This is a genomic window from Kitasatospora sp. NPDC096128 (assembly GCF_040303105.1).
Lineage (GTDB): Bacteria > Actinomycetota > Actinomycetes > Streptomycetales > Streptomycetaceae > Kitasatospora.
The window spans coordinates 38,470-61,423 of sequence record NZ_JBEOSP010000028.1 but is presented as its reverse complement, the minus strand read 5'-3'; the positions used below and the strand labels follow the sequence as shown (position 1 = coordinate 61,423).

The 22,954-nt window shown below is 73.7% G+C and carries 18 protein-coding genes; 4 read left to right on the top strand and 14 right to left on the bottom strand.

The window, feature by feature from the left end; genetic code table 11:
* The first annotated feature begins 130 nt into the window (after positions 1-130).
* Positions 131-1,444, top strand: a complete 1,314-nt coding sequence (locus ABTY61_RS27670; protein WP_350507798.1) for an alpha/beta fold hydrolase — start codon at positions 131-133, stop codon at positions 1,442-1,444.
* Between the two features lie 31 nt (positions 1,445-1,475).
* Here ABTY61_RS27670 and ABTY61_RS27665 read toward each other — a convergent pair whose 3' ends face one another.
* The gene (locus ABTY61_RS27665; RefSeq protein WP_350507797.1) at positions 1,476-2,999 is read right to left on the bottom strand and encodes a DUF4192 domain-containing protein; all 1,524 of its coding nucleotides are present in this window, start codon (positions 2,997-2,999) and stop codon (positions 1,476-1,478) included.
* 229 nt (positions 3,000-3,228) lie between these two features.
* Here ABTY61_RS27665 and ABTY61_RS27660 point away from each other — a divergent pair, with 229 nt between their 5' ends.
* The gene (locus ABTY61_RS27660) at positions 3,229-5,424 is read left to right on the top strand and encodes a RecQ family ATP-dependent DNA helicase (RefSeq protein ID WP_350507796.1); all 2,196 of its coding nucleotides are present in this window, start codon (positions 3,229-3,231) and stop codon (positions 5,422-5,424) included.
* A 365-nt stretch (positions 5,425-5,789) separates the two neighbouring features.
* On the top strand, positions 5,790-6,509 hold the full coding sequence (locus ABTY61_RS27655) for a hypothetical protein (protein WP_502895443.1): 720 nt from the start codon (positions 5,790-5,792) through the stop codon (positions 6,507-6,509).
* Positions 6,510-6,783: 274 nt separating this feature from the next.
* Here the strand turns inward: ABTY61_RS27655 and ABTY61_RS27650 are convergent, their stop codons facing one another.
* The 3 genes from ABTY61_RS27650 to ABTY61_RS27640 form a co-directional block, all read right to left on the bottom strand.
* Positions 6,784-7,467, bottom strand: a complete 684-nt coding sequence (locus tag ABTY61_RS27650) for a hypothetical protein (RefSeq protein WP_350507795.1) — start codon at positions 7,465-7,467, stop codon at positions 6,784-6,786.
* Between the two features lie 99 nt (positions 7,468-7,566).
* Entirely contained in the window at positions 7,567-8,265 is a 699-nt protein-coding gene (rnhB, locus tag ABTY61_RS27645; protein ID WP_350507794.1) for a ribonuclease HII, read from the bottom strand.
* A gap of 141 nt (positions 8,266-8,406) precedes the next feature.
* On the bottom strand, positions 8,407-9,183 hold the full coding sequence (locus tag ABTY61_RS27640; RefSeq protein ID WP_350507793.1) for a TetR-like C-terminal domain-containing protein: 777 nt from the start codon (positions 9,181-9,183) through the stop codon (positions 8,407-8,409).
* A gap of 266 nt (positions 9,184-9,449) precedes the next feature.
* Here ABTY61_RS27640 and ABTY61_RS27635 point away from each other — a divergent pair, with 266 nt between their 5' ends.
* Positions 9,450-11,000 carry an MFS transporter gene (locus ABTY61_RS27635; RefSeq protein WP_350507792.1) on the top strand — a complete coding sequence of 517 codons (1,551 nt, stop codon included), beginning with the start codon at positions 9,450-9,452 and terminating at the stop codon, positions 10,998-11,000.
* Between the two features lie 113 nt (positions 11,001-11,113).
* On the opposite strand, the gene ABTY61_RS27630 is transcribed toward ABTY61_RS27635, so the two are convergent.
* The 10 genes from ABTY61_RS27630 to ABTY61_RS27585 all read right to left on the bottom strand — a co-directional run bounded on the left by ABTY61_RS27630 (position 11,114) and on the right by ABTY61_RS27585 (position 22,715).
* Positions 11,114-12,772: a DUF4153 domain-containing protein gene (locus ABTY61_RS27630; protein ID WP_350507791.1), complete on the bottom strand. Its 1,659-nt coding sequence runs from the start codon at positions 12,770-12,772 to the stop codon at positions 11,114-11,116.
* 210 nt (positions 12,773-12,982) lie between these two features.
* Positions 12,983-13,927: a carbohydrate ABC transporter permease gene (locus ABTY61_RS27625; RefSeq protein ID WP_350507790.1), complete on the bottom strand. Its 945-nt coding sequence runs from the start codon at positions 13,925-13,927 to the stop codon at positions 12,983-12,985.
* Complete coding sequence (locus ABTY61_RS27620) at positions 13,924-14,946, bottom strand: carbohydrate ABC transporter permease (protein ID WP_350507789.1); 1,023 nt, start codon at positions 14,944-14,946, stop codon at positions 13,924-13,926. Before ABTY61_RS27620 ends, ABTY61_RS27625 begins: the two co-directional genes overlap by 4 nt.
* 144 nt (positions 14,947-15,090) lie before the next feature.
* Entirely contained in the window at positions 15,091-16,473 is a 1,383-nt protein-coding gene (locus ABTY61_RS27615; protein ID WP_350507788.1) for an ABC transporter substrate-binding protein, read from the bottom strand.
* Positions 16,474-16,789: 316 nt separating this feature from the next.
* Positions 16,790-18,010: a cytochrome P450 family protein gene (locus ABTY61_RS27610; RefSeq protein WP_350507787.1), complete on the bottom strand. Its 1,221-nt coding sequence runs from the start codon at positions 18,008-18,010 to the stop codon at positions 16,790-16,792.
* A 153-nt stretch (positions 18,011-18,163) separates the two neighbouring features.
* On the bottom strand, positions 18,164-19,402 hold the full coding sequence (locus ABTY61_RS27605) for a cytochrome P450 (RefSeq protein ID WP_350507786.1): 1,239 nt from the start codon (positions 19,400-19,402) through the stop codon (positions 18,164-18,166).
* Entirely contained in the window at positions 19,399-20,154 is a 756-nt protein-coding gene (locus ABTY61_RS27600; RefSeq protein ID WP_350507785.1) for a GTP-binding protein, read from the bottom strand. Before ABTY61_RS27600 ends, ABTY61_RS27605 begins: the two co-directional genes overlap by 4 nt.
* On the bottom strand, positions 20,135-20,503 hold the full coding sequence (locus tag ABTY61_RS27595) for a DUF742 domain-containing protein (protein ID WP_350507784.1): 369 nt from the start codon (positions 20,501-20,503) through the stop codon (positions 20,135-20,137). The genes ABTY61_RS27600 and ABTY61_RS27595 overlap by 20 nt, the downstream gene beginning before the upstream one ends.
* Complete coding sequence (locus ABTY61_RS27590; RefSeq protein ID WP_350507783.1) at positions 20,500-20,946, bottom strand: roadblock/LC7 domain-containing protein; 447 nt, start codon at positions 20,944-20,946, stop codon at positions 20,500-20,502. Before ABTY61_RS27590 ends, ABTY61_RS27595 begins: the two co-directional genes overlap by 4 nt.
* A complete protein-coding gene (locus tag ABTY61_RS27585) occupies positions 20,943-22,715 on the bottom strand; it encodes a sensor histidine kinase (protein WP_350507782.1) in 1,773 nt (590 codons plus the stop codon). Before ABTY61_RS27585 ends, ABTY61_RS27590 begins: the two co-directional genes overlap by 4 nt.
* Positions 22,716-22,954 lie beyond the last annotated feature (239 nt).

Genomic DNA, 22,954 nt, shown 5'->3' with positions numbered 1-22,954 from the left:
CGGTGGGCGGCGGCGGTCGAACCGGTGCTCGACCGCGGTCAGGATACGGTGCGGGGGTCGCGGCGCCCGTACCCGGTGACCCCGCGAACCGCGACGCAACCGCTGTGACCAGCAGAGACCGAGGAGTTGCATGTCCACCGTCAGCCGGCTGCCCGGGATTGTCACGACCGACCACGTCTTCCAGGTCCCGCTCGATCACACCTCCCCGGAGGGCGAGCAGATCGAGGTCTACGCCCGCGAGGTGGTGGCCCCCGGCCGCGAGCGGGACGACCTGCCCTGGCTGCTGTTCCTCCAGGGCGGGCCCGGCGGCAAGGCCGCCCGCCCGCTCGGCCGGGACGCCTGGCTGGAGCGCGCCCTGGACGACTACCGCGTGCTGCTGCTCGACCAGCGCGGCACCGGGCGGTCCACCCCCGCGACCCGGCAGACCCTCGCCCGCCGCGGCGGCCCGCAGGAGCAGGCGGACTACCTCGCCCACTTCCGCGCGGACGCGATCGTCCGGGACGCCGAGCTGATCCGCCACCGGATGCTCGGCGCCGACCGGCGCTGGAGCGTGCTCGGCCAGAGCTTCGGCGGCTTCTGCACCCTCACCTACCTCTCCTTCGCTCCCGAAGGCCTGACGGAGGCCTTCATCACCGGCGGCCTCTCCGGCCTCGGCAGCTCGGCGGACGACGTCTACCGCGCCGCCTACCCGCGCGTCGTCCGCAAGAACGAGGACCACTACGCCCGCTTCCCGCAGGACGTCGAGGCCGTGCGGCGGATCGCCGCCCACCTCGCCGACTCCCCCGCCACGCTGCCAGACGGCGGGCTGCTCACCGTCGAGGCCTTCCAGGCACTCGGGATGATGCTCGGCGGCGGCAGCGGCTCCGGGGCCCTGCACTACCTCCTGGAGGAGGCTTGGGTGGAGGGCCCGGCCGGGGCCGAGCTCTCCGACACCTTCCTGGCCGGCGTCCAGGCCAGGCTCTCCTTCGCCGAGGGCCCGCTGTACGCGGTGCTGCACGAGTCGATCTACGGCCAGCGCTCGGTTGACCAGAGCGGCACCGCCTGGTCGGCCGAGCGGGTCCGCAAGGAGTTCCCGCAGTTCGACGCCCGGACGGCGCTGGAGACCGGCGCCCCGGTGCTGTTCACCGGGGAGATGATCTACCCCTGGATGTTCGACACCGACCCGGCGCTGCGCCCGTTGAAGGAGACCGCGGACCTGCTCGCCGCCCGCACCGACTGGCCCGACCTCTACGACCCGGCGCGGCTGGCCGCCAACACCGTGCCGGCCGTGGCGGCGGTGTACCACGACGACATGTACGTGGACACCGCCGACTCGCTGGAGACCACCCGCGGGGTGCGCGGCCTGCGGACCTGGATCACCAACGAGTGGGAGCACGACGGCCTGCGGGTGAGCGGCGGCAGGGTGCTGGACCGACTGATCAAGATGGCCCACGGCGAGGCGTAGCCCCCTCCCGATCGGTGGGGCGGCGAGTGGCTCAGTGCGCACGGCGTGCTCCTCTCGCCGCCTGCCGGGCGCCCCGGCACCGGTGCAGGCCCGTGCCGGCCCGGACGGCGGCCGAGGCGCAGGCGCCCGCCCGGCCGAGCCGCACGCCCCGGCTGGGCCGCGCCCCGGGCCCCGAGCCGCGTCCGGGCGCCGGGAGCAGGGCGACCGAGCCCCGAGCGCTGCCGGACGGCCCCGGCTCACCGGAGCGGTCGCGGCCGTCCGGGCCCCGATCGGCCGGAGCCGGGCTCGAGGCCGAGGCCGTGGCCCCGCCCTTCCGTCGACCGCCCCGGCGTCGGCGGCGCGCACCGCCCGTCGTGCCGGAGCGCTGCCCGGCGTCGCCGCCCGGGGCCTGGTCCGGCCCCGGCGGCGCCCCCGGCCCGTCGTCGGCCGCGGCCACGGACTCGGCCCCGCTCCGCGGCGCGACCTCGCGGTGCTCGCGCCGCCGCCGCTGGGCCTCGACAGCGGAGAGCAGCGCCTCCGGTGTCATGCCGTCGTTCATGGACTCGTACAGCAGCTCGGCGAGCAGGTAGCCCGGCGAGAGCCGCAGGACGTGGCCGAGCACCACCCGGGCGGTGGCCGTGTCCCCGGCGACCCAGGAGGCCCAGGCCAGCAGGGTGAGCGGGGCCACCGCACAGTCCTCGTACGGCGGGACGGCCCGCCGTACGAGGAAGCGCCATAGCCGCTCGGCGGGCGCGAGTTCGTCCGGCCGGACGAACTCGACGCCGCGGTCCCGGGTGAGGCGGTCCCGCAGGGCGAACAGCAGCCCGGCCGTCCGCTCCTCGTCGAGCTCCCGGGCACCTGCCGCGAACTCGGCGAAGGCCTGCTCCAGCAGTTCGAGGCCCTGCTCCCGGGAGACGGACCCCGCGAGGGGCTCGGCCCGGGCCAGCGCCTCCCGCTGGGCGGCGTCCGCCGGCGGACCGACCGGGGCCAGCCCGCCGACGATCGCCTTCCGGCTGCCGCGCGGCACGAGGCCCGCCACCGTCGCGGCCGCTGCCGCCGGGCCCGGATCGGGACCGCGCCGCACCGGATTGCCGGCCGGATCGCAGCAGCCCTCGCGGCGGCAGAGGAACGACCACCAGCGACCGTCCGAGACGCACAGCGACTCCTTGACGACCACTCCCCTGCGTCCGAAGGCCGCGCGCAGCTGGTCGGCCAGCGGCCGCAGCGCCTCCGCCGGGGGCGGGGCGTGCGCCCCGACCGGATCCTGGCAGAGGTAGAGGAGCACTTCGAGCGGCCGACCGCCGTGCCGCTCGGAGAGGGCGACCAGCAGGGCGGCCGTCTCGTCCGCCGCGGCCGGCCAGGCCGCGGGCGAGGCCGGGAGGTCCGCCCGGATGACCCCGCCCTGGTGGAGGTCGGGGCCCTGGAGACCCACCGCGACGATGCTGTCGTCCGGGTAGAACCCCAGGAGGTAGGGCAACAGTTCGGCCATGTCGGCCGGACCGCGCATGACGACGGGCCGCTGCTCGGAGGCCGGGCCCAGGGACAGGATGACGTGTTCGTTGTTCATCGCGTTCATGGCCGCAAGCGTGGGCGCAATCCGACAACGACTCCGGAACTTTCTCTTTTCCTGTGGATAACTCGGCCCCCGATTTTTCCTTCACCCGACCGGAGCACACAAAACCCACTCCGGAGAGTGGATTTCGGCGGCCGTTCAGCGGATCAGCGGATGAAATACACCCCGCCTTCGACTCCGCCATCCCGTCCGCATTCGCCCCTTGTCGGCGGCATGGGGTTACATCGACGCCATGCAGCAGCCCGACATCCACACCACCGCCACCGCCGACCGCGCCGAGGTCCGGGCGCGGGCCGAGGCCGTCCTGCGCGAGCTGGCCGGCCCCGCCGCCAGCCTGCGCGAGGACCAGTGGACGGCGATCGAGGCCCTCGTGGTCGACCACCGCCGCGCACTGGTCGTCCAGCGCACCGGCTGGGGGAAGTCCGCGGTCTACTTCATCTCCACCGCCCTGCTCCGCGCCCGCGGCGCCGGACCGACGGTGATCGTCTCCCCCCTGCTCGCCCTGATGCGCAACCAGGTCGAGTCGGCGGCCCGGGCCGGGATCCACGCCCGCACCATCAACTCCGCCAACACCGAGGAGTGGGACGAGGTCCAGGCCGAGGTCGCCGCCGGGAAGGTCGACGTCCTGCTGGTCAGCCCCGAGCGGCTGAACAACCCGGACTTCCGCGACCAGGTGCTGCCGAAGCTCGCCGCCTCCACCGGCCTCCTGGTCGTCGACGAAGCCCACTGCATCTCCGACTGGGGCCACGACTTCCGCCCCGACTACCGCCGGCTGCGCACCATGCTGGCCGACCTGCCGTCCGGCGTGCCGGTGCTGGCCACCACCGCCACCGCCAACGCCCGGGTCACCGCGGACGTCGCCGAGCAGCTCGGCACCGGCAGCACCGACGAGCACGCGCTGGTGCTGCGCGGCCCGCTCGACCGGGAGAGCCTCACCCTGGGCGTGCTCGCCCTGCCCGACCCGGCGCACCGGCTCGCCTGGCTGGCCGACCACCTCGACCGGCTCCCCGGCTCGGGCATCGTCTACACCCTGACGGTGGCCGCCGCCGAGGAGGTGACGGCCTTCCTGCGCGAGCGCGGCTTCCCGGTGGCCTCCTACTCCGGCCGCACCGAGGACGCCGAGCGCCGCACCGCCGAGGCCGACCTGCTGGCCAACCGGGTCAAGGCGCTGGTCGCCACCTCCGCGCTCGGCATGGGCTTCGACAAGCCCGACCTCGGCTTCGTCGTCCACCTGGGCTCGCCCAGCTCCCCGATCGCCTACTACCAGCAGGTCGGCCGGGCCGGCCGCGGAGTGGACCGGGCCGAGGTGCTGCTGCTGCCCGGGCGCGAGGACGAGGCGATCTGGCGCTACTTCGCCTCGCTCGCCTTCCCTCCGGAGGAGCAGGTGCGACGCACCATCGACGCGCTCGCCGCGGCCGGCCGCCCGCTCTCCACCGCCGCCCTGGAGCCCCGGGTGGACCTGCGCCGCGCCCGGCTGGAGACCATGCTCAAGGTGCTGGACGTGGACGGCGCCGTCCGACGGGTCAAGGGCGGCTGGACGGCCACCGGGCAGAGCTGGGCGTACGACACCGCCCGCTACGCCAAGGTCGCCGCCTCCCGGGAGGCGGAACAGCGGGCGATGCGCGACTATGCGGCGACCACCGGCTGCCGGATGGAGTTCCTGCGTCGCCAGCTGGACGACGAGCAGGCCATGCCGTGCGGGCGGTGCGACAACTGCGCCGGGCCGCTGCACACCCCGGAGGTCTCCGCAGAGGCGCTGGCCGCAGCCCGGGCCGCACTCGGCCGCCCCGGCGTGAGCTTCGAGCCGCGCCGCCTCTGGCCGACCGGGATGGACGCGCTCGGGGTGCCGCTGAAGGGCCGGATCCCGGCGGGCGAGCAGGCGGAGACCGGCCGGGCGCTCGGCCGGCTGTCCGACATCGGCTGGGGCAACCGGCTGCGCGCCCTGCTCGCCGACCAGGCGCCGGACGTACCGGTGCCCGGCGAGGCGGTGGACGCGCTGGTGGCGGTGCTGGCCGACTGGGCCCGCGGCCCCGGCGGCTGGGCCGGGCCCGCGACGACGGAGGGCACCCGGCTGGAGCGGCCGGTCGGCGTGGTGACCATGGCCTCCTCGACCCGGCCCCAGCTGGTCGGCAGCCTCGGCGCGCGGATCGCCGAGATCGGGCGGCTGCCGATGCTCGGCCGGATCGAGTACGCCGGCGGCCTGCCGCCGCACGGGGCCCGCAGCAACAGCGCCCAACGGCTGCACTCGCTGGCCGGGTCGCTGGTCCTGCCTCCGGAGCTGGAACAGGCGGTGGCGGCCGCCGGCGGACCGGTGCTGCTGGTGGACGACCTCGTGGACTCGGGGTGGACGGTCACCGTGGCCGCCCGACTGCTGCGCCGCGCGGGAGCCGGCGCGGTGTTGCCGCTGGTCCTGGCGGTACAGGGCTGAGTCGGCGGGGGGCGGCCGCCGCCCCAGAGCCGCCTTCACTCGAATGGCCTAACAGAAAGGAGCCGACCGGGCGATTTCGATCACACCGGAGATCCGACCCGAGAAAGGAGTGCCCACCATGCCGATGACGGTTCGACATGCCCTTCGCGCGGCGTGGATCACGCCCGGGCACCACCCGAACCGGGCTCGGGTGGGCGTGGAACATATCCGGCAGAACATGGGCTATCGGGTGGCGTTCATCATTTCATCATTGCCGCTCTGGCCCCGTTGCCCTGAGAATTGGGAGGTACCCGAAACCCGGTCCGCTGGATCCGCCCTTCGGCGTACCCAGGCACCCGCCTGCCCACGGGCCAGGAAGGAGGATCGTGATCAACGGTATCGGCCGAGGTCAGCATCCCCTCTCCGGAGGTCCGGCGCCCAGACGGTCGCTGGACCTGGAGACCTGGACCGCCTCGGGGATCCCGTTGCTGCGCGATCCGCGCGACTTCGTCCTGGAACTGCACCAGCGCCACCTGCCCCAGCCGGGCACCATCGTGGTGGCGGTGTTGGACGCGCTCCACCACCTCGCCGCCTCGGCCTCGTTCACGCCCTGGCCACACGACACCGACGGCTGGCAGCACCGGAACGCGCTGCTGACGCACCTGCGCCGGATCATCCCGCACGATCTGCGCCGGCCCGAGCCGACCCGGACGGCCCTACTGCTGCGCTGCCGCGACGGCGCACCGGGCTGGACGGAACAGGACGGCGCCTGGATGTGGGCGCTGCGGGACGCGGCCGGGCTGCACGGACTGCGCTGCGGCTCGTACATCGGGCTCACCCCGGGGGGATGGCAGGTCCTCGGGGACGGGCGGGGCGGACGCAATCCGCACGCGGGTTCGTGGGCGGACGGGCCGGTGCACACCGTGACGGAGCTGCCGCCACGATCGGTGCTCGCCGACACCCCGCGCAGCCAACGGGCGCGGCAGTTGGCCGCCGAGACGGCCAAGCGGGTCGACGCCCCGCCGCGCTCCCCGCAGTCCGAGCCGCCGTGGATCCCGGCGCGGGTCACCACCGTCGAGCCCGGCCGCCGTACCGGCACTCGTTGAGCGGCTGCGGCCGCCGCCGCGTACCGGCAGGCACCTGAGCGGCTCCGGCCGCCGTGCCCGGGAGACACCTGAGCGGCTCCGGCCGCCGTGCCCGGGAGACACCTGAGCGGCTCCGGCCGCCGTGCCCGGCAGGCACCTGAGCGGCTCCGGCCGCCGTGTCCGGGAGGCTCCGACGAGCTGCGGGGCGGCCACCGGACGCCGGTGGCGGGAAGGACTCCGGGCCCGGCACCGTACGGCACCGGGCCCGGAGTGGGGACGACGAGCGGAGCTGCGGTCAGGCCTTGACCGGACGCCCCGGTGCGGCTCCGGCCGCCCCCGTGGCAGTCGGGCCGGCCTCTCCGCAGACCAGCAGCAGGCTGTTCGCGCGGCCGAGCGCCTCGGTGTACGCCTCGGCGGCCCGGGCGGGCGAGCCGCCGTTGACCACCAGGACGACCACCTCGCGGCGGACCGGCCGGGCCGGCGCGGCGTCCGCGTAGAACACGTCACCGCCCTCGGTGAGTTGCGCCCAGTAACGCTCCTCACCGAAGGACAGCTCGTGCTGCTGCCAGGGGTGGGCGTCACCGACGGTCAGCACCAGGATCTCGCCCGGGTCGCGGCCCGAGTCCAGGAGCCGATCGACCGCTTCGTCGGCGCGGTCGAGCGCCTGCGCCGGGGTGGCGGCGATGCGCTGGACCTCGACCTGCGGCGCGGCGGGGGTCTGGCGGCGCGGCGCCGGACCGGGCTTGGGGATCAGGCGCGGCGGTCCCGAACGGTCGGCACGCGGCGGTGCCGGCCGCGGGGGCGCCGGGCGGGGGCCGGGCACCGGGAGGGGCGCGGCGGCGGTGGTGGTGGGTGCGGTGGCGGGTGCGCCGCCGGTGGCGGGCACGTGGAGGGCTTGTGCGTCCGACTCGCGGGGGAAGGGAACGCCGGGGCCCGGGAGGCTCTCGTGAATCTCCGGCTCCTCGGGGAAGACAGGCATACCCGGATATCTATCAAATGCCAGTCGAACGCGCACGGGCACCCCACCCATTGGGCACCGGACATCCGCCGCCCCCACCCGGCAATTCCAGACGGACCGTCAGAAACCGAGCGTCAACTGTTCGTCGGCGGATCCCCGACCGGCCCCGATGATGTCCCGACCGCGCTTCAGATGACGCCACTTGGGCAGTGCGTCCAAGTACGCCCAGGAGAGCCGGTGCTGCTCGGTGGGGCCGAACTCCTCCAGCGCCGCACGGTGCACCGGGGAGGGATAGCCCGCGTTGTCCGCGAAGCCGTATTCCGGGCAGGCCTCGCCGAGTTCGGCCATCAGCCCGTCGCGGTGGACCTTCGCGAGCACCGAGGCGGCGGAGACGCAGATGCAGGACTGGTCGCCCTTGATCACCGTGCGCACCCGCCAGGGGCCGCCGAGGTAGTCGTGCTTGCCGTCCAGGATCACCGCGTCGGGTTCGACCGGCAGCGCCTCCAGCGCGCGGACGGCGGCCAGTCGCAGCGCGGCCGTCATGCCGAGGTCGTCGCACTCCTGCGGCGAGGCGTGGCCGAGCGCGTACGCGGTGACCCAGTCGGCGAGCACCGGCGCGAGGGCCTCGCGGCGCAGCTCGGTGAGCAGCTTGGAGTCGGTGAGCCCCTCCGGCGGCTTGCGCAGGCCGGTGACGGCGGCGCCGACGGTGACCGGTCCGGCCCAGGCGCCACGGCCCACCTCGTCCAGCCCGACCACGACCTTGGCGCCGGCCCGGCGGAGCGAGCGTTCCACGGAGTGGGTCGGCGGGACGATGGGCATGACGGACTCCGTTCGGCAAAGCGGCCCGGCCGGGCGGGGAGACCCCGTCGGACAGGCGGCCCCCTGCGGTGGGGCGGCCTCCAGCCTAAGCCCGCTCACGGACGCGCCGGGACCGCCCGGTGTCCCGCCCCCCGGGATCGGCTACGGCCGGCGGACCATCGGGACCAGTACGTCGTCCACCAGCCGGACCGCGAAGTCGGGGGCCGGGTCGGACTCCGAGACCTTCATCTGGAACATCAGCATCGCCGGGACGACGTCGGCGACCAGCGGGCTGACCGCGTCGGGGCGGACATCGCCACGCTCGACGCCGCGGCGGAGGATCTCCAGGATGGTGTCCTTGGTCGGCCCGATCACCCGCTGCACGATGAAGTCCTTGAACACCTCGGCCTGCTGCTGGGAGAGTTCGGCCATCAGCGCGTGCAGGGCGGCACCCGCCGGGGAGCAGATCGCATCCGTGAACAGCTCGATGAGCTGCAGCAACTCGGCCCGGGTGGACCCGAGATCGGCGATGCCGTAGGGGCGTGGCAGAGTGGCGTCCAGGGCGTCGATGACGAGTTCCACCTTCGACGTCCAGCGCCGGTAGAGCGCGGCCTTCCCGGTCCGCGCCGCAGCGGCGACGCCTTCCATCGTCAGTCGCGCGTAACCGCCGGAGGTGAGCTGGTCGAGCGCGGCTTCGAAGATCGCGTTCTCCAACTCCTTCCCCCGACGCCGCACCGGCCGCGCCAGCGCCTCCCGGGCGGCCCGGATCGGGCAACAGGGCCCGATCCCCTCGTTCGGCACCTCCGACGCGTCCAGCACCGTCGGCACCGTCGGCACCGTCGGCACCGGCAGGAGTGTGCCGGACAGCTCCGGCGCCGCAGGGTCCTCGGATCCCGCCGGCACCCGGTCCGCCGACAGGCGCCGCATCAAACGGTCCATTGCCACCCTCCTAAGGAACGCTTGCGTTCACTATCGACCCCAGGCTATCGTCCAGATTAGTGAACGGCATCGTTCCTTCCTAGCCCGCGCCGACGCGCAGCGGCCTGTCCGCGCCGGCGGATCCGCCGCATTCCCGGGCACCCGGGGCACCCGGCGCCGGACCCTTCACGCACCCGCCGCAAGCACCGCACCATCGCACCACCACACCCACCCACACCCATCCGCATCCACCCGCACCGCGCACGTAGCCAGCAGGGGGCACATTCGTGGCTATCTCCGACACGCTCAGCAAGAACTCACCGCCGAAGGCCGGCCAGGGCCGGGGGAAGAACATCACCCTGGCCGTCATCGCGGCCACCCAGCTCATGGTGGTGCTCGACGCGACCATCGTGAACATCGCGCTGCCGCACATCAAGGACGCGCTGAACTTCTCGACCACCGACCTGTCCTGGGTCATCAACGCCTACACGCTGACCTTCGGCGGACTGCTGCTGCTCGGCGGTCGCGCGGGTGACATCCTCGGCCGCCGCCGGGTGTTCATCTTCGGCACGTTGCTGTTCGGCCTGGCCTCGCTGCTGGGCGGATTCGCCCAGGACAGCACGCTGCTGCTGGCCGCCCGCGCGCTCCAGGGCATCGGCGGCGCGATCTGTTCGCCGACCGCCTTCGCCCTGATCGCCACCAACTTCGAGGAGGGGCCGGAACGCAACAAGGCGTTCGGCGTCTTCTCGGCGGTGGCCGGTTCGGGCGCCGCGATCGGCCTGCTGGCCGGCGGCCTGCTCACCGAGTACCTGGACTGGCGCTGGGTGTTCTTCGTCAACGTTCCGATCGCCGTCCTGATCGCGATCGCCGCGCCGCGCTACATCGCCGAGTCCGAGCGCCACCCGGGCCGCTTCGACCTGCCCGGCGCCTTCACCTCGACGCTCGGCCTGGTCGGCCTGGTCTACGGCTTCATCCGGGCCGCCTCGGACGGCTGGTCCGACCCCGTGACGCTCGGTTCCTTCGCCGCCGGCGCGCTCCTGCTGGCCGCGTTCATCGTGATCGAGCGGCGCACCGACCAGCCGATCACCCCGCTGCACCTGTTCGCCGACCGCAACCGCACCGGCGGCCTGGTGATGATGCTCTGCCTGGCCGCGGCCATGTTCGGCATCTTCTTCTACGTCGTCCTGTTCGTGCAGGGGCCGCTCGGCTACAGCCCGCTCAAGGCCGGTGTCTCGTTCCTGCCGATCAGCGTGTCGATCATCATCGCCGCGCAGGTCGCCTCGGCCCTGCAGGCCAAGTACGGCCCGAAGCCGTTCATGGCGGGCGGCGCGCTGCTGGTCACCATCGGCCTCACCTGGCTGACCCAGATCCACAAGGACAGCGGCTACGTGGACGGCGTGCTGGCCCCGACTGTGATCTTCGGCCTCGGCATGGGCCTGATCTTCGTCCCGGTGATGCTGCTCTCGGTCGCGGGCGTTCCCGGCGAGGAGACCGGCGCCGCCTCCGGCCTGCTCAACTCGATGCAGCAGATCGGCGGTTCGCTCGGCCTCTCGATCCTGACCACGGTCTTCGCGCACTACGCCGTGCCCGAGTTCAACGCGCAGCTGCCCGTCTTCCAGCAGACCGCCTCAAAGGACCAGCTCGCCTACCTGCTGGAGAAGCACGACTTCCCGCCGGGTTCCGACGCCGCCAACTCGGTGCTCGCCCAGGGGATCTCGCACGGCTTCATCGTCGGCGCGGTGCTCGCCGGGGTCGCGCTGCTGGTCGCGGTCTTCGTCATCAAGGCGAAGGCGAGCGACCTGCCGAGCGGCGACAGCGCCGGCATCGCGATGCACTGATCCGCACCGGCCCCCTGCGGGATCACCGGAACAGCCACGGGCCGGCCGGGAGCATGTTGCTCCTGGTCGGCCCGGCGGCGTTCCGTGCCCGTCCGCGGCGGCGACCAGCCCCGTCAGGGCTCCAGCCCGGCCCACGCGCAGGCCCCGCGCCCGGACAGCGGCCCCTCGACCAGCGGCCGCTCCGCCAGGATCTGCCGCGCCCCGGCGACCGAGCCGCCGGTCGCGTACCAGGGCCGGGTGTCCTGGTCCAGGTCGCGCCGGATCAGCTGCAGCGCGCAGGAGCGCTGCGGCTCGGGGAGCCGGTCCAGGGCGGGCACCGCGTCCGCCGAGAGGCCGCGGACGTTGCGCAGGTCGATCTGGTTCGACCGCTCGAACCGGACGACGTTCTGCTCCGCGACGATCGCGTCCGGTCCCATCAGGCCGTACACCGCGACGGTGAGCATGCCGCTGAGGACGACGGCGCGGGGCAGCCAACCGCTGCCGCGGGTGAGCCCGGCGGTGATCAGCAGCAGGAAGACGGCGCCCAGCCAGACCTCGACCACCAGCACCCACAGCCGCAGCCTGGTGAGCCCGGAGGCGTCCACGTAGAACCACATCCGGCCGAGCGCCGAGGCGACCACGACCAGCGCGAGCAGGCAGAGCAGTCCGAGCAGGATCCGGGCCAGCCGACGGTCGGCCGGCGTGGTGCGCGGGGCCCAGCGCTTGGCGACGGCCACCACGACCAGGGTCAGCACGGTGATCACGCTCAGCTGCCAGAAGCCCTGCCGGGCGTACGCGGAGCGACTCATCCCGGTGTTGGCCAGCACGGCGTCCGCGCCGCCGAGCACCACGACCGCCCGGATCACCGCGAAGGCACCGAACATCAGGTTGAGCGCGACCAGCGGCAGCGCCCATTCCAGCCGCCGCCGTTCGCGGCCCGGGCGGACCACCATCCGGTCCCAGCGGCGCGGGCCGGCCGCGATGTGCGCGAAGGCGAGCGCGGTGAGCGTCCCGAGGGCGAACAGCGTCCCGCGCACCGGCAGTTGGTTGACGTCGAAGCTGGGGATCAGGCCGGTCAGCAGGTCCGCCATGGCGGCGTCGGCACCGGCGAACAGCAGGCCGAACACGGTCACCAGGACGGCGGCGACCGCGAGCGCCTTGAGCAACGGGACGATCCGCCCGACGCCGGGCAGCGGCCGGCCCTCCAGGCCGTCCCAGACCCAGCCCACACCCGGGATCAGCTGCCAGAGCACGCCGGGCAGGGCGAACAGCACCCCCGGCCAGCGGCGGCCGCCGTGCAGGGCGAGCGAGGCCAGTCCCACCGCGCAGCCGGAGGCGAGCAGCGCGGGCCAGCCCGCGTCCCAGCGGGCCGGGACGGCGAGGAGGGCGAGGGCCAGCAGGCTCCAGACGAGCGTCCAGGGCCGGATCCGGCGGCCGGCCGCACGGGCGACCAGGCCGGCGACGACGGCCGTGGCGGCGCCGCAGATCAGCAGGTTGGCACCCACTCCGCCGTACAGCAGCCAGGCCGTCAGCAGGCCGGTGAGCAGGGCGGACAGCAGGACCCCGGGGGTGGCGGCCGCCCGCTGCTCGGGGTCGGTGCCGCGCAGCCGGTCCCCGCGCGAGGGGGCGGGAGTGCCGGGCGAGCGCCCTGGGCCGACGGGCCGGTACATGTCGAACGGCGAGGCCGGGGCGGCCTGCGCGTCCGGAGCGGCCCGCGCACCCTCGTCGACCGACAGGCCGTGGTCGGCGGCGGGCAGCGGATCGGTCGGGGCAGGCATGGTCGGGCCTGACATGGGTCCCCCTCGGTGGTCGGCGGGCATGCGGAAGCCGTCCTCCGGACGGTCCGCGGGGCGGGCGTTCTCGACGCCCCTGCCGCCGCCGACTGTAGACGATTCTGAACAAGTTCAAAAGCTGATTCTGAACACGTTCAGAAGACCCCGGGACCACTGGCGGGAGATCCCGCGGCCCACTGACACCACGGCTCACCACCGGAGCCGCCCGCCCTACCCCTTGACCGACCCCGCCAGCAGTCCGCGGACGAAGTACCGCTGGAGGCCGAAGAAGACGATCAACGGCACGATGATCGACAGGAACGCCCCCGCCGTGAGCAGCTCCCAGCGCCCGCCGAGCGACCCGGACAGCTGCGCCAGCCGGACCGTCATCGGCGCCACCTCCGGCGTCCCTCCGGCGAAGGTGAGCGCGACCAGCAGGTCGTTCCAGACCCAGAGGAACTGGAAGATCGCGAACGAGGCCAGCGCCGGGGCGCACAGCGGCAGCACGATCGAACGGAAGATCTTGAAGTGCGAGGCGCCGTCGACCACCGCCGCCTCCATCAGGTCGCGCGGCAGCTGGGCGATGAAGTTGTGCAGCAGGAACACCGCCAGCGGCATCGCGAACATGGTGTGCGCCAGCCAGACCGGCGCGTAGCTGCCCTTGAGGTCCACCGCCGGGATCAGCGTCAGCGACCCCAGGTGCGCACCGCTGGAGAACAGCCGCAGCAGCGGGATCAGCGCCATCTGGAGCGGCACCACCTGGAGCGCGAACACCGTGAAGAACACCGCGTCGCTCCCCCGGAACCGCACCCAGGCCAGCGCGTACGCCGCCATCGCCGCGAGCACCAGCGGGAAGAGGGTGGCCGGGATGCTGATCGCCAGCGAGTTCACCAGGAAGGGCAGCAGACCGGTGGAGCTGCCGGAGCCGCCCTCGAACAGCACCGCGTGGTAGTTGCCGAGGCCGAAGTCCGGGTGGAGCAGGGCGTTCCACCAGCCGTCCTTCGTCACGTCCTGCTTGGGACGCAGCGAGGTGACCAGCAGGCCGAGGGTCGGGATCGTCCAGAGCACCGTCACCCCGATCACGAACACCGAGGCCAAGGGGCTGCTGAAGGCCTTCCGCACGGGGTTCCCCACGACCGGACGGCGGCTGACGGCTTTCGCCTCAGGAGTGCTCACCGCACCTCACGCTCCCTCCGCAGCTGGACGATGTTGTAGGCCACCAGCGGCAGCACCGCGAGGAACAGCAGGACGGCGAGGGCGCCGCCCCGCCCGTCGTCGAACTGCGCGAAGGACTGCGAGTACATCTCGTTGGCCAGCACCTGGGTGCCGAAGTTGCCGCCGGTCATGGTGCGGACGATGTCGAAGGCCTTCAGTGTGATGATCATGACGGTGGTCAGGACGACCATCACCGTGGTGCGGATCATCGGCACCGTGACGTGCCAGAACAGCCGCACCCCGGTCGCGCCGTCCAGCCGGGCGGCCTCCACCACCTCGTCCGGGATCGCCTTGATCGCCGCCGAGAGCACCACCATCGCGAACCCGGTCTGCACCCAGACCATCACCGCCATCAGCAGGAAGGTGTTCAGCGGCTGGCTGAGCAGCCAGTTCGGCGGGTCCGACCAGCCCACCGCGTGGGCGAGCTGGCTGAGCAGGCCGATCTGCGGCTGGTCCTTGCCGCGGGCCTCGTAGACGAACTTGAAGATGATCGAGGCGCCGACCAGCGAGATCGCCATCGGCATGAAGATCAGCGACTTGTACACCGACTGACCGCGCATCCGGTCCACCAGCAGCGCCAGCAGCAGGCCGAGGCCGGTCGCCACCAGCGGCGCGACCACCAGCCACAGCAGGGTGTTGACCAGCACCTTCCGCACCGAGTCGGTGGTGAACGCCCAGCCGAAGTTCTCGCCGCCGACGAAGGCGTTGCCATCTCTGTCGTGCAGGCTCAGGTAGACCGTACGGATCAGCGGCGCCACCAGGCCGACCGCCAGCAGCAGCACCGCCGGGCCGAGGAAGACCAGGACGGCCAGCGGGCGGGCCAGCCGGCCCCGGGCGCGCCCGGCCACCAGGAAGACCACCAGCAGGATGCCGAGGAAGCCCGCGATCGCGCCGAAGCTGTTGCCGAACTTGATCGCCGCGTCGCCCCAGGCGCCGACGGCCAGCGAGTCGGCGCCCGGCGGGGAGCCGGATACGGGCATGGCTGCACATCCCTTCGGTTCGTCCATCGGGAAGGGGAAGCGGGTGAGGGAAAGAGAGGGAGGGGGAGGGAGAGGAGCGGGCGGTGCGGGTGGGTGGCCCCGCACCGCCCTCGGCGGGTGGTCCCGGACGCCCGGACGGTCGGACTACCTCGGCCAGGCGGCGTCGATGTCGGCGGCGACCTTCTGGACCGACTGCCCCTCGGCGAACCAGGCGGTCAGCGACTTCCACTCCTGCCCGGAGCCGACGGCCGCCGGCATCATGTCGGAGGCGTCGAAGCGGAAGGTCGCACTCGGGTCGGTCAGCGCCTCCGCGGAGAGCTTGTCGATCGGGTCGGTGTAAAGGCTCTTGTCCACGCCCTGGTTGGCCGAGACCCAGCCGGTCGCGGTCTTCACCCGGCTGCTCGCCCAGTCCGAGCTGGACAGGTAGTTCTGCACCGCCTGCGCCTCGGGCTTGCCGGAGAAGGCGGCCAGGAACTCGCCGCCGCCCTCGACCGGGTTGGGGATCGCCGAATTGACGGCGGGCAGGTGGAAGGCGAAGACGTCGCCGTCCGGGGCGACCTTGGTGCCCTTGGGCCACTGCGCCTCATAGAAGGAGGCCTGCTGGAGCATCGCGCACTTGCCGGTCAGGATCGGCGCGCCCGCGTCCTGGAAGGTGGTGGTGGCGATCGACTTGACGTCGCCGTAACCGCCGTTGACCCAGGCCGGGTTCTGCATCCAGTCGGCGACGGTCTTCATCGCCGTGGTGATCTTCTCGTCGGAGAACTTCACCTGGTGGCCGACCCACTGGTCGTAGACGTCACCGCCGTACGTGCCCAGTACCACCTCCTCCAGCCAGTCGGTGGCCGGCCAGCCGGTGGCCGTGCCGGAGGCGATACCGCCGCACCAGGGCTTGGGGCCGCCCGCCTTGGCGATCCGGTCGCTGAGCGCCATGAGGTCGGTCCAGGTCTTCGGCACCTCGTAGCCGGCCGCTGTAAAGGCCTTCGGCGAGTACCAGACCAGGGACTTCATGTTGGCGCTCATCGGGGCCGCGTAGAAGGTGCCGTCGACCGAGCCGTAGGTCTTCCAGACCGGGCTCCACTTGTCCTGGTTGGCGACGGTCTGGGCGGGCGGCTTGACCACCTTGCCGCTCTTCACCATCTGCGCCAGCAGGCCCGGCTGCGGGATGATCGCGAAGTCCGGGGCGTTGCCGCCGGCCACCCGGACCGGCAGCTGGGACTCGAAGTCGTTGGACCCCTCGTAGCTGATCTTGATCCCGGTACACGAGCTGAACTCGGCCCAGGACTTCTCCAGGTTGTCCGACTCCGGGCTGAGGATCGAGGCGAACATCGTCACCGTGGTGCCCGAATGTCCAGCGTACGGCTGGTACTTGGCGCAGTCGCCGGTCAGCGTCCGGGCCGCCCCGCCGTCACCCGAACCACCGGAGCTGTTCGAGCAGGCCGCGGTCAGGACCAAGGCCGCCAGCAGGGCGGGTACGGCCACCAGTGGACGGCGGTAACTCGCGGACGGCGCGTTCGGATTGATGGTCAATGCGGTCCTCCTCGCCAGGGCGTGCTGCCTAGGGTGGGCTGAACGACATTGCGCTGTACCGGAGATGGGCGTGCAGGGATCGCAGGGCGAGCGGGCGACCGAACCGATTCGACGACGTTAACGCAGCCTTCCGCCGCCGCCAAGGTCGTTGGTCGACCTTCCCCCACACCGTTGCCCGGACCGTGACCTCCGAAACCGCCGACCGCGCGCACCGGACGCCACCGCCCCGCCCGGAGACCGGGCGGGGCGGGGCGGGGCGGGCCCGACGTCACCAGGGCCCGACATCGCCAGGGCCCGACGTCACCAGGGCCCGACGTCACCAGAGCCGGACGGGCAGCTCCAACAGGCTGTTCACCACCAGCGACGGGCTCGGCCGCAGCTCGCCGTCCGGCACCGTCAGTGACAGCCCGGGGAAGCGCTCGAACAGTGCCGGCAGCGCGACCGCCGCCTCCAGCCGGGCCAGCGGCGAGCCCGGGCAGACGTGCGGGCCGTGGCCGAAGGACAGGTGCCGGGTCGGATCCCGGGTGATGTCGAACAGCTCCGCCGTCACCCCGTGCTGCAACGGGTCCCGGCCGATCGCGTTGTACGAGACCAGCACCGGGTCGCCCGCCGGGATCACCACCTCGCCGACCTCGATGGACTCGGCGGCGAAGCGGAACAGGAAGTTGCTGGTCGGCGGCGTCCAGCGGAGCGACTCCTCGACCACCGCGTCCCAGGACACCTTGCCCGCGCGCACCAGCTCCAGCTGGTCCGGGTGCGCCAGCAGCGCCCGCACCGCGTTGCCGATCAGGTTGACGGTGGTCTCGTGGCCGGCCGCGATGATCACCCGCAGGGTGGCCGCCGCCTCCGCGTCGGTGAGCGCCCCGCCCTCGGTGTCCGCCGCCAGCAGCACGCTCGCCAGGTCCTCGCCCGGCGCCGAACGGCGCTGCGCGACCAGGCCGTTGACGAAGGCGTTCAGCCCGGCGACGGTCGCCTGGATGCCCTCCGGGTCGGGCTTGACGCCGAAGAACCGCTCGTACAGGTCGCGTAGCAGGCCGTGGTCCGACTCCGGGACGCCCAGCAGCGAGCAGATCACCGTCATCGGCAGCGGGAAGGCGAAGGACGACTTGAGGTCGACCAGCGGCTCCCCGGCCGCCAGGGCGTCCAGCAGCGCGTGGGTGATCTCCTCCACCCGCGGGCGCATCAGCTCGACCCGGCGCGGGGTGAAGGCCTGGGCGACCAGCGCCCGCAGCCGGCGGTGCTCGGCGCCGTCCGTGGTCACCATGCTCGGGCCGGGCACCGCCAGGCCGATCAGCGGCCAGGTCTTCGGCACCTCGCCGCGCTGGTAGGCGGCCCAGTGCCGGGCGTCCTTCACCAGCCGGGCGTCGGTCAGCAGGTCACGCGCGGCCGCGTGCCGGGTCACCGCCCACGCGGCGACCCCGCCGGGCAGCACCACCGGCACCGCCGGACCGGCGGCCCGCAGCAGGGCACCCTCGGCGGCGTTGTCGCGGGCCAGCGGGTCGAGGGCGATCGGGGCCGGGGCCGGGGCAGCGGTCATCGGCGGCAACTCTCCTTGACGTAGTGACGTAGAGGGTCTTCGAACGGTTGTGCACGTCCCGTGGATCCTGGCTGGCCCGACCAAGATCCGCAAGGCTCCCCGGCCCAGCCCCCCGGGGGGAGGTCCCGGTGCCCCGGGCGGAGCGCCCCGGGCTCAGTAACCCGGGCTGAACGAGACCGGCAGCGCCACCAGACCGCGCACCCAGGCCGAGGGCCGCCACACCAGCGCATGCTCGGCCACCGCCAGCCGCAGGTCCGGCAGCCGGTCCAGCAGCACCTCGATCGCGGTGGTGGCGATCACTTCGGCCGCCTCCTGGGCCGGGAACGGGCAGCCGTGCTCGCCGTACGAGTAGCTCATGTGCGCCCGGTTCCCCTCGGCCGGACGGCCGTCGGGCTGACGCACCGACGGGTCCGCGTTGGCCCCGGCGAAGCCCAGCAGCAGCATGTCGCCCTCGGCGATCCGCTGGCCGCCGAGCTGGGTGTCCCGGACCGCCCAGCGGCCGGCGAAGATCTGGGTCGGGGTGTCCTCCCAGAGCGCCTCGTTGAGCGCCTGGCTGATGCTGCGCCGGCCACCGGCCAGCGAGGCTGCGAAGCGCTCGTCGGTGAGCATCAGCCGCAGCGCGTTGGAGATCCAGTACGAACTGGGCTGGTGACCGGCGATCAGCAGCACCCGCAGGTCGCGCATCACCTCGTCGTGGGTCAGCCCCGCCGGGTGCTCCAGCATCCGCGAGGCCACGTCCGCACCCGGGTGCTCGGCCTTCTCCCGCACCAGCGCGAGCATCAGCTCCAGCAGCCGCTGGGCGCCCGCCGGGGCGTCCGCACCGCCGTCCAGCATGGCCAGCAGCGCCGTGATCAGCTGCGGCGCCTGCTCCTCGTCCAGGCCGAGGACCCGGCAGAGCACCAGCAACGGCATCCGGTGCGCGTACTCGGCGACCAGGTCGGCCTCTCCGCGCCCGGCGAACTCGTCGATCAGCCCGTCGGCGATCTCCTCGGCGTGCTTGCGCAGCTCGTACGGGTCGATCCCGGCCAGCGCGTCGGTGACCGCCCGGGACCGGCGGACGTGCTCCTCGCCCTCGGCGTACAGGATCGACGGCACTGGGGCCATCATCGGCTTCAGCGGCCAGTCCGCGGGCAGCGTCTCCCAGGCGTGCCAGCGGCTGGAGTCCCGGCCGAACAGCTGCGGCTGGCCGGTGACCTGCTGCAGCTCCCGGTAGCCGATGACCAGCCAGGCGGGCACGCCGCCGGCCAGCTCGACCGGGGCGACCGGGCCGTGCGCGGCGCGCAGTTCGCGGTAGAGCTGAGCCGGGTCGGTCTGGAAGCGCGGCCCGTACAGCGGCGTGGCGGCGGCGTGCGCCGGGCAGCCCGGGGGCGGGGTGACGGCGGGCTCGGTCACGGGGTGCTCTCCTCGTTGATCGCGTCGGGGGCTCCGGGGGCGGCGGCCGCAGCGGGCCCGACCGGCATACCGAACTCGCCGACCGCGGCGGGCCCGACCGGCGTACCGGGTTCGGCCAGTGCGGCCGCGTCGGCCCCGGCGAGGGTCGCCAGGTGGTGGACCAGCTCGATCAGCACCCGCTTGCCGGACTCCCGGTCACGGGCGTCGCAGTCCACCAGCGGGACCTCCGGCGGCAGGTCCAGCGCCTCCCGGACCTGCTCCAGGGTGTGGCCGGGTTCGCCGAAGTTGTTGCGGGCCACGATGAACGGGGTGCCGTGGTGCTCCAGCCGGTCGATCGCGTACCAGGACTCCTCCAGCCGCCGGGTGTCCACCAGCACGACCGCGCCCAGGGCGCCGCTGAACAGCCGGTCCCACAGGAACCAGAAGCGCTCCTGCCCGGGCGCGCCGAACAGGTACAGCACCTGACGCTCGGACAGGGTGATCCGGCCGAAGTCGAAGGCGACCGTGGTGGAGCGCTTGCCCCAGCTGCCGGCCGGGTCGATGCCCTCCCCCGCCCGGGTCATCACCTCCTCCGTGTTCAGCGGCCGGATCTCGCTGACCGAGCCGACCAGGGTGGTCTTGCCCACCCCGAACCCGCCGACCACGACGATCTTCAGCGCGTTGTCGGCGGTCGCCCGCAGCGGGGTGCGGCCCGCGGGCCGGACGTCCTGGAGGGCGGTGGAGGCGGAGAGGTCAGAGCCGTTGGAGGCCATGCAGCACCTGCTTCAACGTGTCGAGATCGGGCAGCCGGGCCTTGTTCGGCGCGAACCTGGGGTGCCGGGCGGTGACCGCCCCGGACTCCAGCAGGTCGCCGAGCAGGATCCTCACCACCGAGATCGGCAGCGACAGCTCCGCCGCCACCTCCACCACGGCGGTCGGGGCCTCGCACATCCGCAGGATCCGGACGTGCTCCGACTGCATCCCCGGCGCCGGCTGCCGCTCCGCGACGATCAGGGTGACCAGGTCGAAGGCGTTCTCCGGAGCGCGGCTGCGACCCCCGGTGATGGTGTAGAGGCGGTCCGGGTCATCGTCCCGGCCCGGCAGCACGGGCCCGGCGTTCATATCCCGGCGCTCTCGCGCTCGGCGGCCCCGCCGGACTCCGCGTCCGCCTCCCGGGCGGGCGCGCTGAGGTGGATGCCGATCTGCTCGATCAGGCCGTGCATGTTGTGGCCGACCACGCCCACGTCCGCGTCGTCGTCCGTGACCACCGCGAGGTGCGCGCCCTCGCCGGCCGCCACGATGCACAGGATGCCGCCGTGGAACTCGGTCATCGACTGCCGCACGCCGCCGCTGCCGTCCCCGAACTCGATCGAGGCGCCGTGCGCCAGGCTCTGCAGCCCGGAGGCGATCGCGGACAGCTGGTCGGCCTGGTCGGCGCTCAACCCCGCGGTGTGGCAGAGCTTGAGGCCGTCGGCGGACAGCACCAGGGCGTGCCGGGTGCCGGGGGTCGCTGCCAGCAGGTTTTCCAGCAGCCAGTCGAGGTCGCGGTCGGGGGCGCTGCTCATCGGGAGTCCTTCTCAGTGACGGGGGAAGGGTCGGGCGTGCTGTCGGTGTCGGTGTCCGTGGTCGGCACCGCCCCGGGGGCGGGCAGCGCCGGCTGGGCCGCCCTACGGAACGCCCCGAACCGGGCGGCGGCACCCGCCGCGTCGGTCGGTACGGGCTTCGCGGCCGGAGCCGCCGCCGGGGTGGTGGTGGCCAGCGTCTGGCCGCGGCGGCGCTGCGGCAGGCCGCTGTCGGTCATCCGGGCGGGCCCGGACGGGGTCTGGGTGGAGTCGGCAGGTGCGGGAGCGGCAGGTACCGGGACGGCGGCGGCAGTCGACGCCGGGACCGGCGCGGGCGGCAGCGAGGCGGGCGCCGGGCGGGCGGGGGTGAGCGCGGGGCGCACGGACTCCACCGCGGGCGCGGCAGTCGTCACGGGCGCGGCAGTCGTCACGGGCGCGGCGGCCGGGACGGGCGCCGGAGCCGGGTGGGTGACCACCTGCTGGGGGATCAGCATCACCACCCCGGTGCCGCCGCGCGCCGACGGCCGGAAGGAGATCTGCAGCCCGTGCTTGCGCGCCAGCACGCCGACCACCGCGAGACCCAGCCGGGTGCCGGCGGAGAGCGTGGCGAGGTCCAACGGCTCGGTGGAGACGGCGCGTTCGGCTCGGCGCAGCCAACTGTCGCTCAGGCCCAGCCCGCTGTCCTCGACGGTGACCGCCAGGCCGGCCGGCACCTCCTCGACGTAGACGTGCACCTCGGCCGGCGGGGCGGAGAAGTTGGTGGCGTTGTCCAGCAGTTCGGCCAGCGCGTGCATCACGCCCTCGGCCGCGAAGCCGGCCACCGCGGCGGTGCTGGCGTTGTGCAGCCGCACCCGCTGGTAGGCGCCGATCCGGCCGAGCGCGCCGCGCAGCACCGACTCCACCGCGATCGGCTTGGCCCAGCGGCGGCCGGAGCGGGCGCCGGTGAGCACCGCGATGCTGTCCGCCATCCGCCCCGCCTGGGCGGTCGAGTGGTCCAGCCGCAGCAGGTCGCCGAGGACCTCCTCGTCGTGCCGGTGCTGCATCTCGCGCAGTTCGGCGTGCATGCTCGTGGCCAGCGCCTGGACCCGCCCGGCGGCGGTCGCGCAGACCGCGAGCGCGGCGGCCCGCAGCCGCTCGCCCCGGCCGACCTCCTCGCCGACGGCGCGCAGCAGCGCGTACTGGGGGTGCTTGCGGTGGGCGGCCAGCGCGCTGTCCACGGACGCGCCCCCGCGCAGCTTCTTCACCACCTCGGGCAGCACGCCCTCGGGGATCCGCTCCAGCTCGGCCCGCTCGGCGGCGGCCCGCTCCCGCTCCGCTCCGGCCGCGGCCCGCTCGGTGTCGAGTTCGGCCCGCAGCCGGGCCAGCTCGGCGTGCGCGGCGGTGACGTCCGCCTCGACCCGGGCCAGCTCGGCCCGGGCGGCGTCCCGTTCGCCGAGCGCGGCGGCGGCCCGGTCCTGGGCGGCCGTCTCGGCCTGCCGGGCGGTGCCGGCGGCGACCAGCACGGCCCGGGTCTCCTCGTGCTGGGCGGCCAGGTCCTCGGCCAGTCGGCGGGCGCGCTCGGCGCCGCCCGCAGCGAGGCCGACCGCGATCAGCCAGAGCACCGCGACGGCGCCCACCGCGAGTGCGGTGAGCGCCTGGTGCGCGCCCAGGGCCCGGGCGATGCCGACCGGCGCGGCGACCAGCGCCAGCAGGACGGCGGCCGCGGTCAGGGCGACGGTGCGCGGCGCGGGGCGGCGGCGCGGCCGACCGTCGGGGCTGGTGGCTTCTCTCATCGGTGCGGTCCTCGGCAACGTCGGCGGGCGGCGGCGCGGGCGGCGGATCGGCGACGGTTGCGGCCGCCGGCAGCTGGTCGGGCGCATACCAGACCGCCCGGGGGCGTCGTGAAACGCCTCCGGGCAGCTGATCGGTTCACGCTTTCAGCCGATCATATCGATTCAGACATTGGCCTCAACCCGCTAGTTGACGGTCAATCTCCTTCATTCACGTCGAGGACACCGCACGGCGACACCTT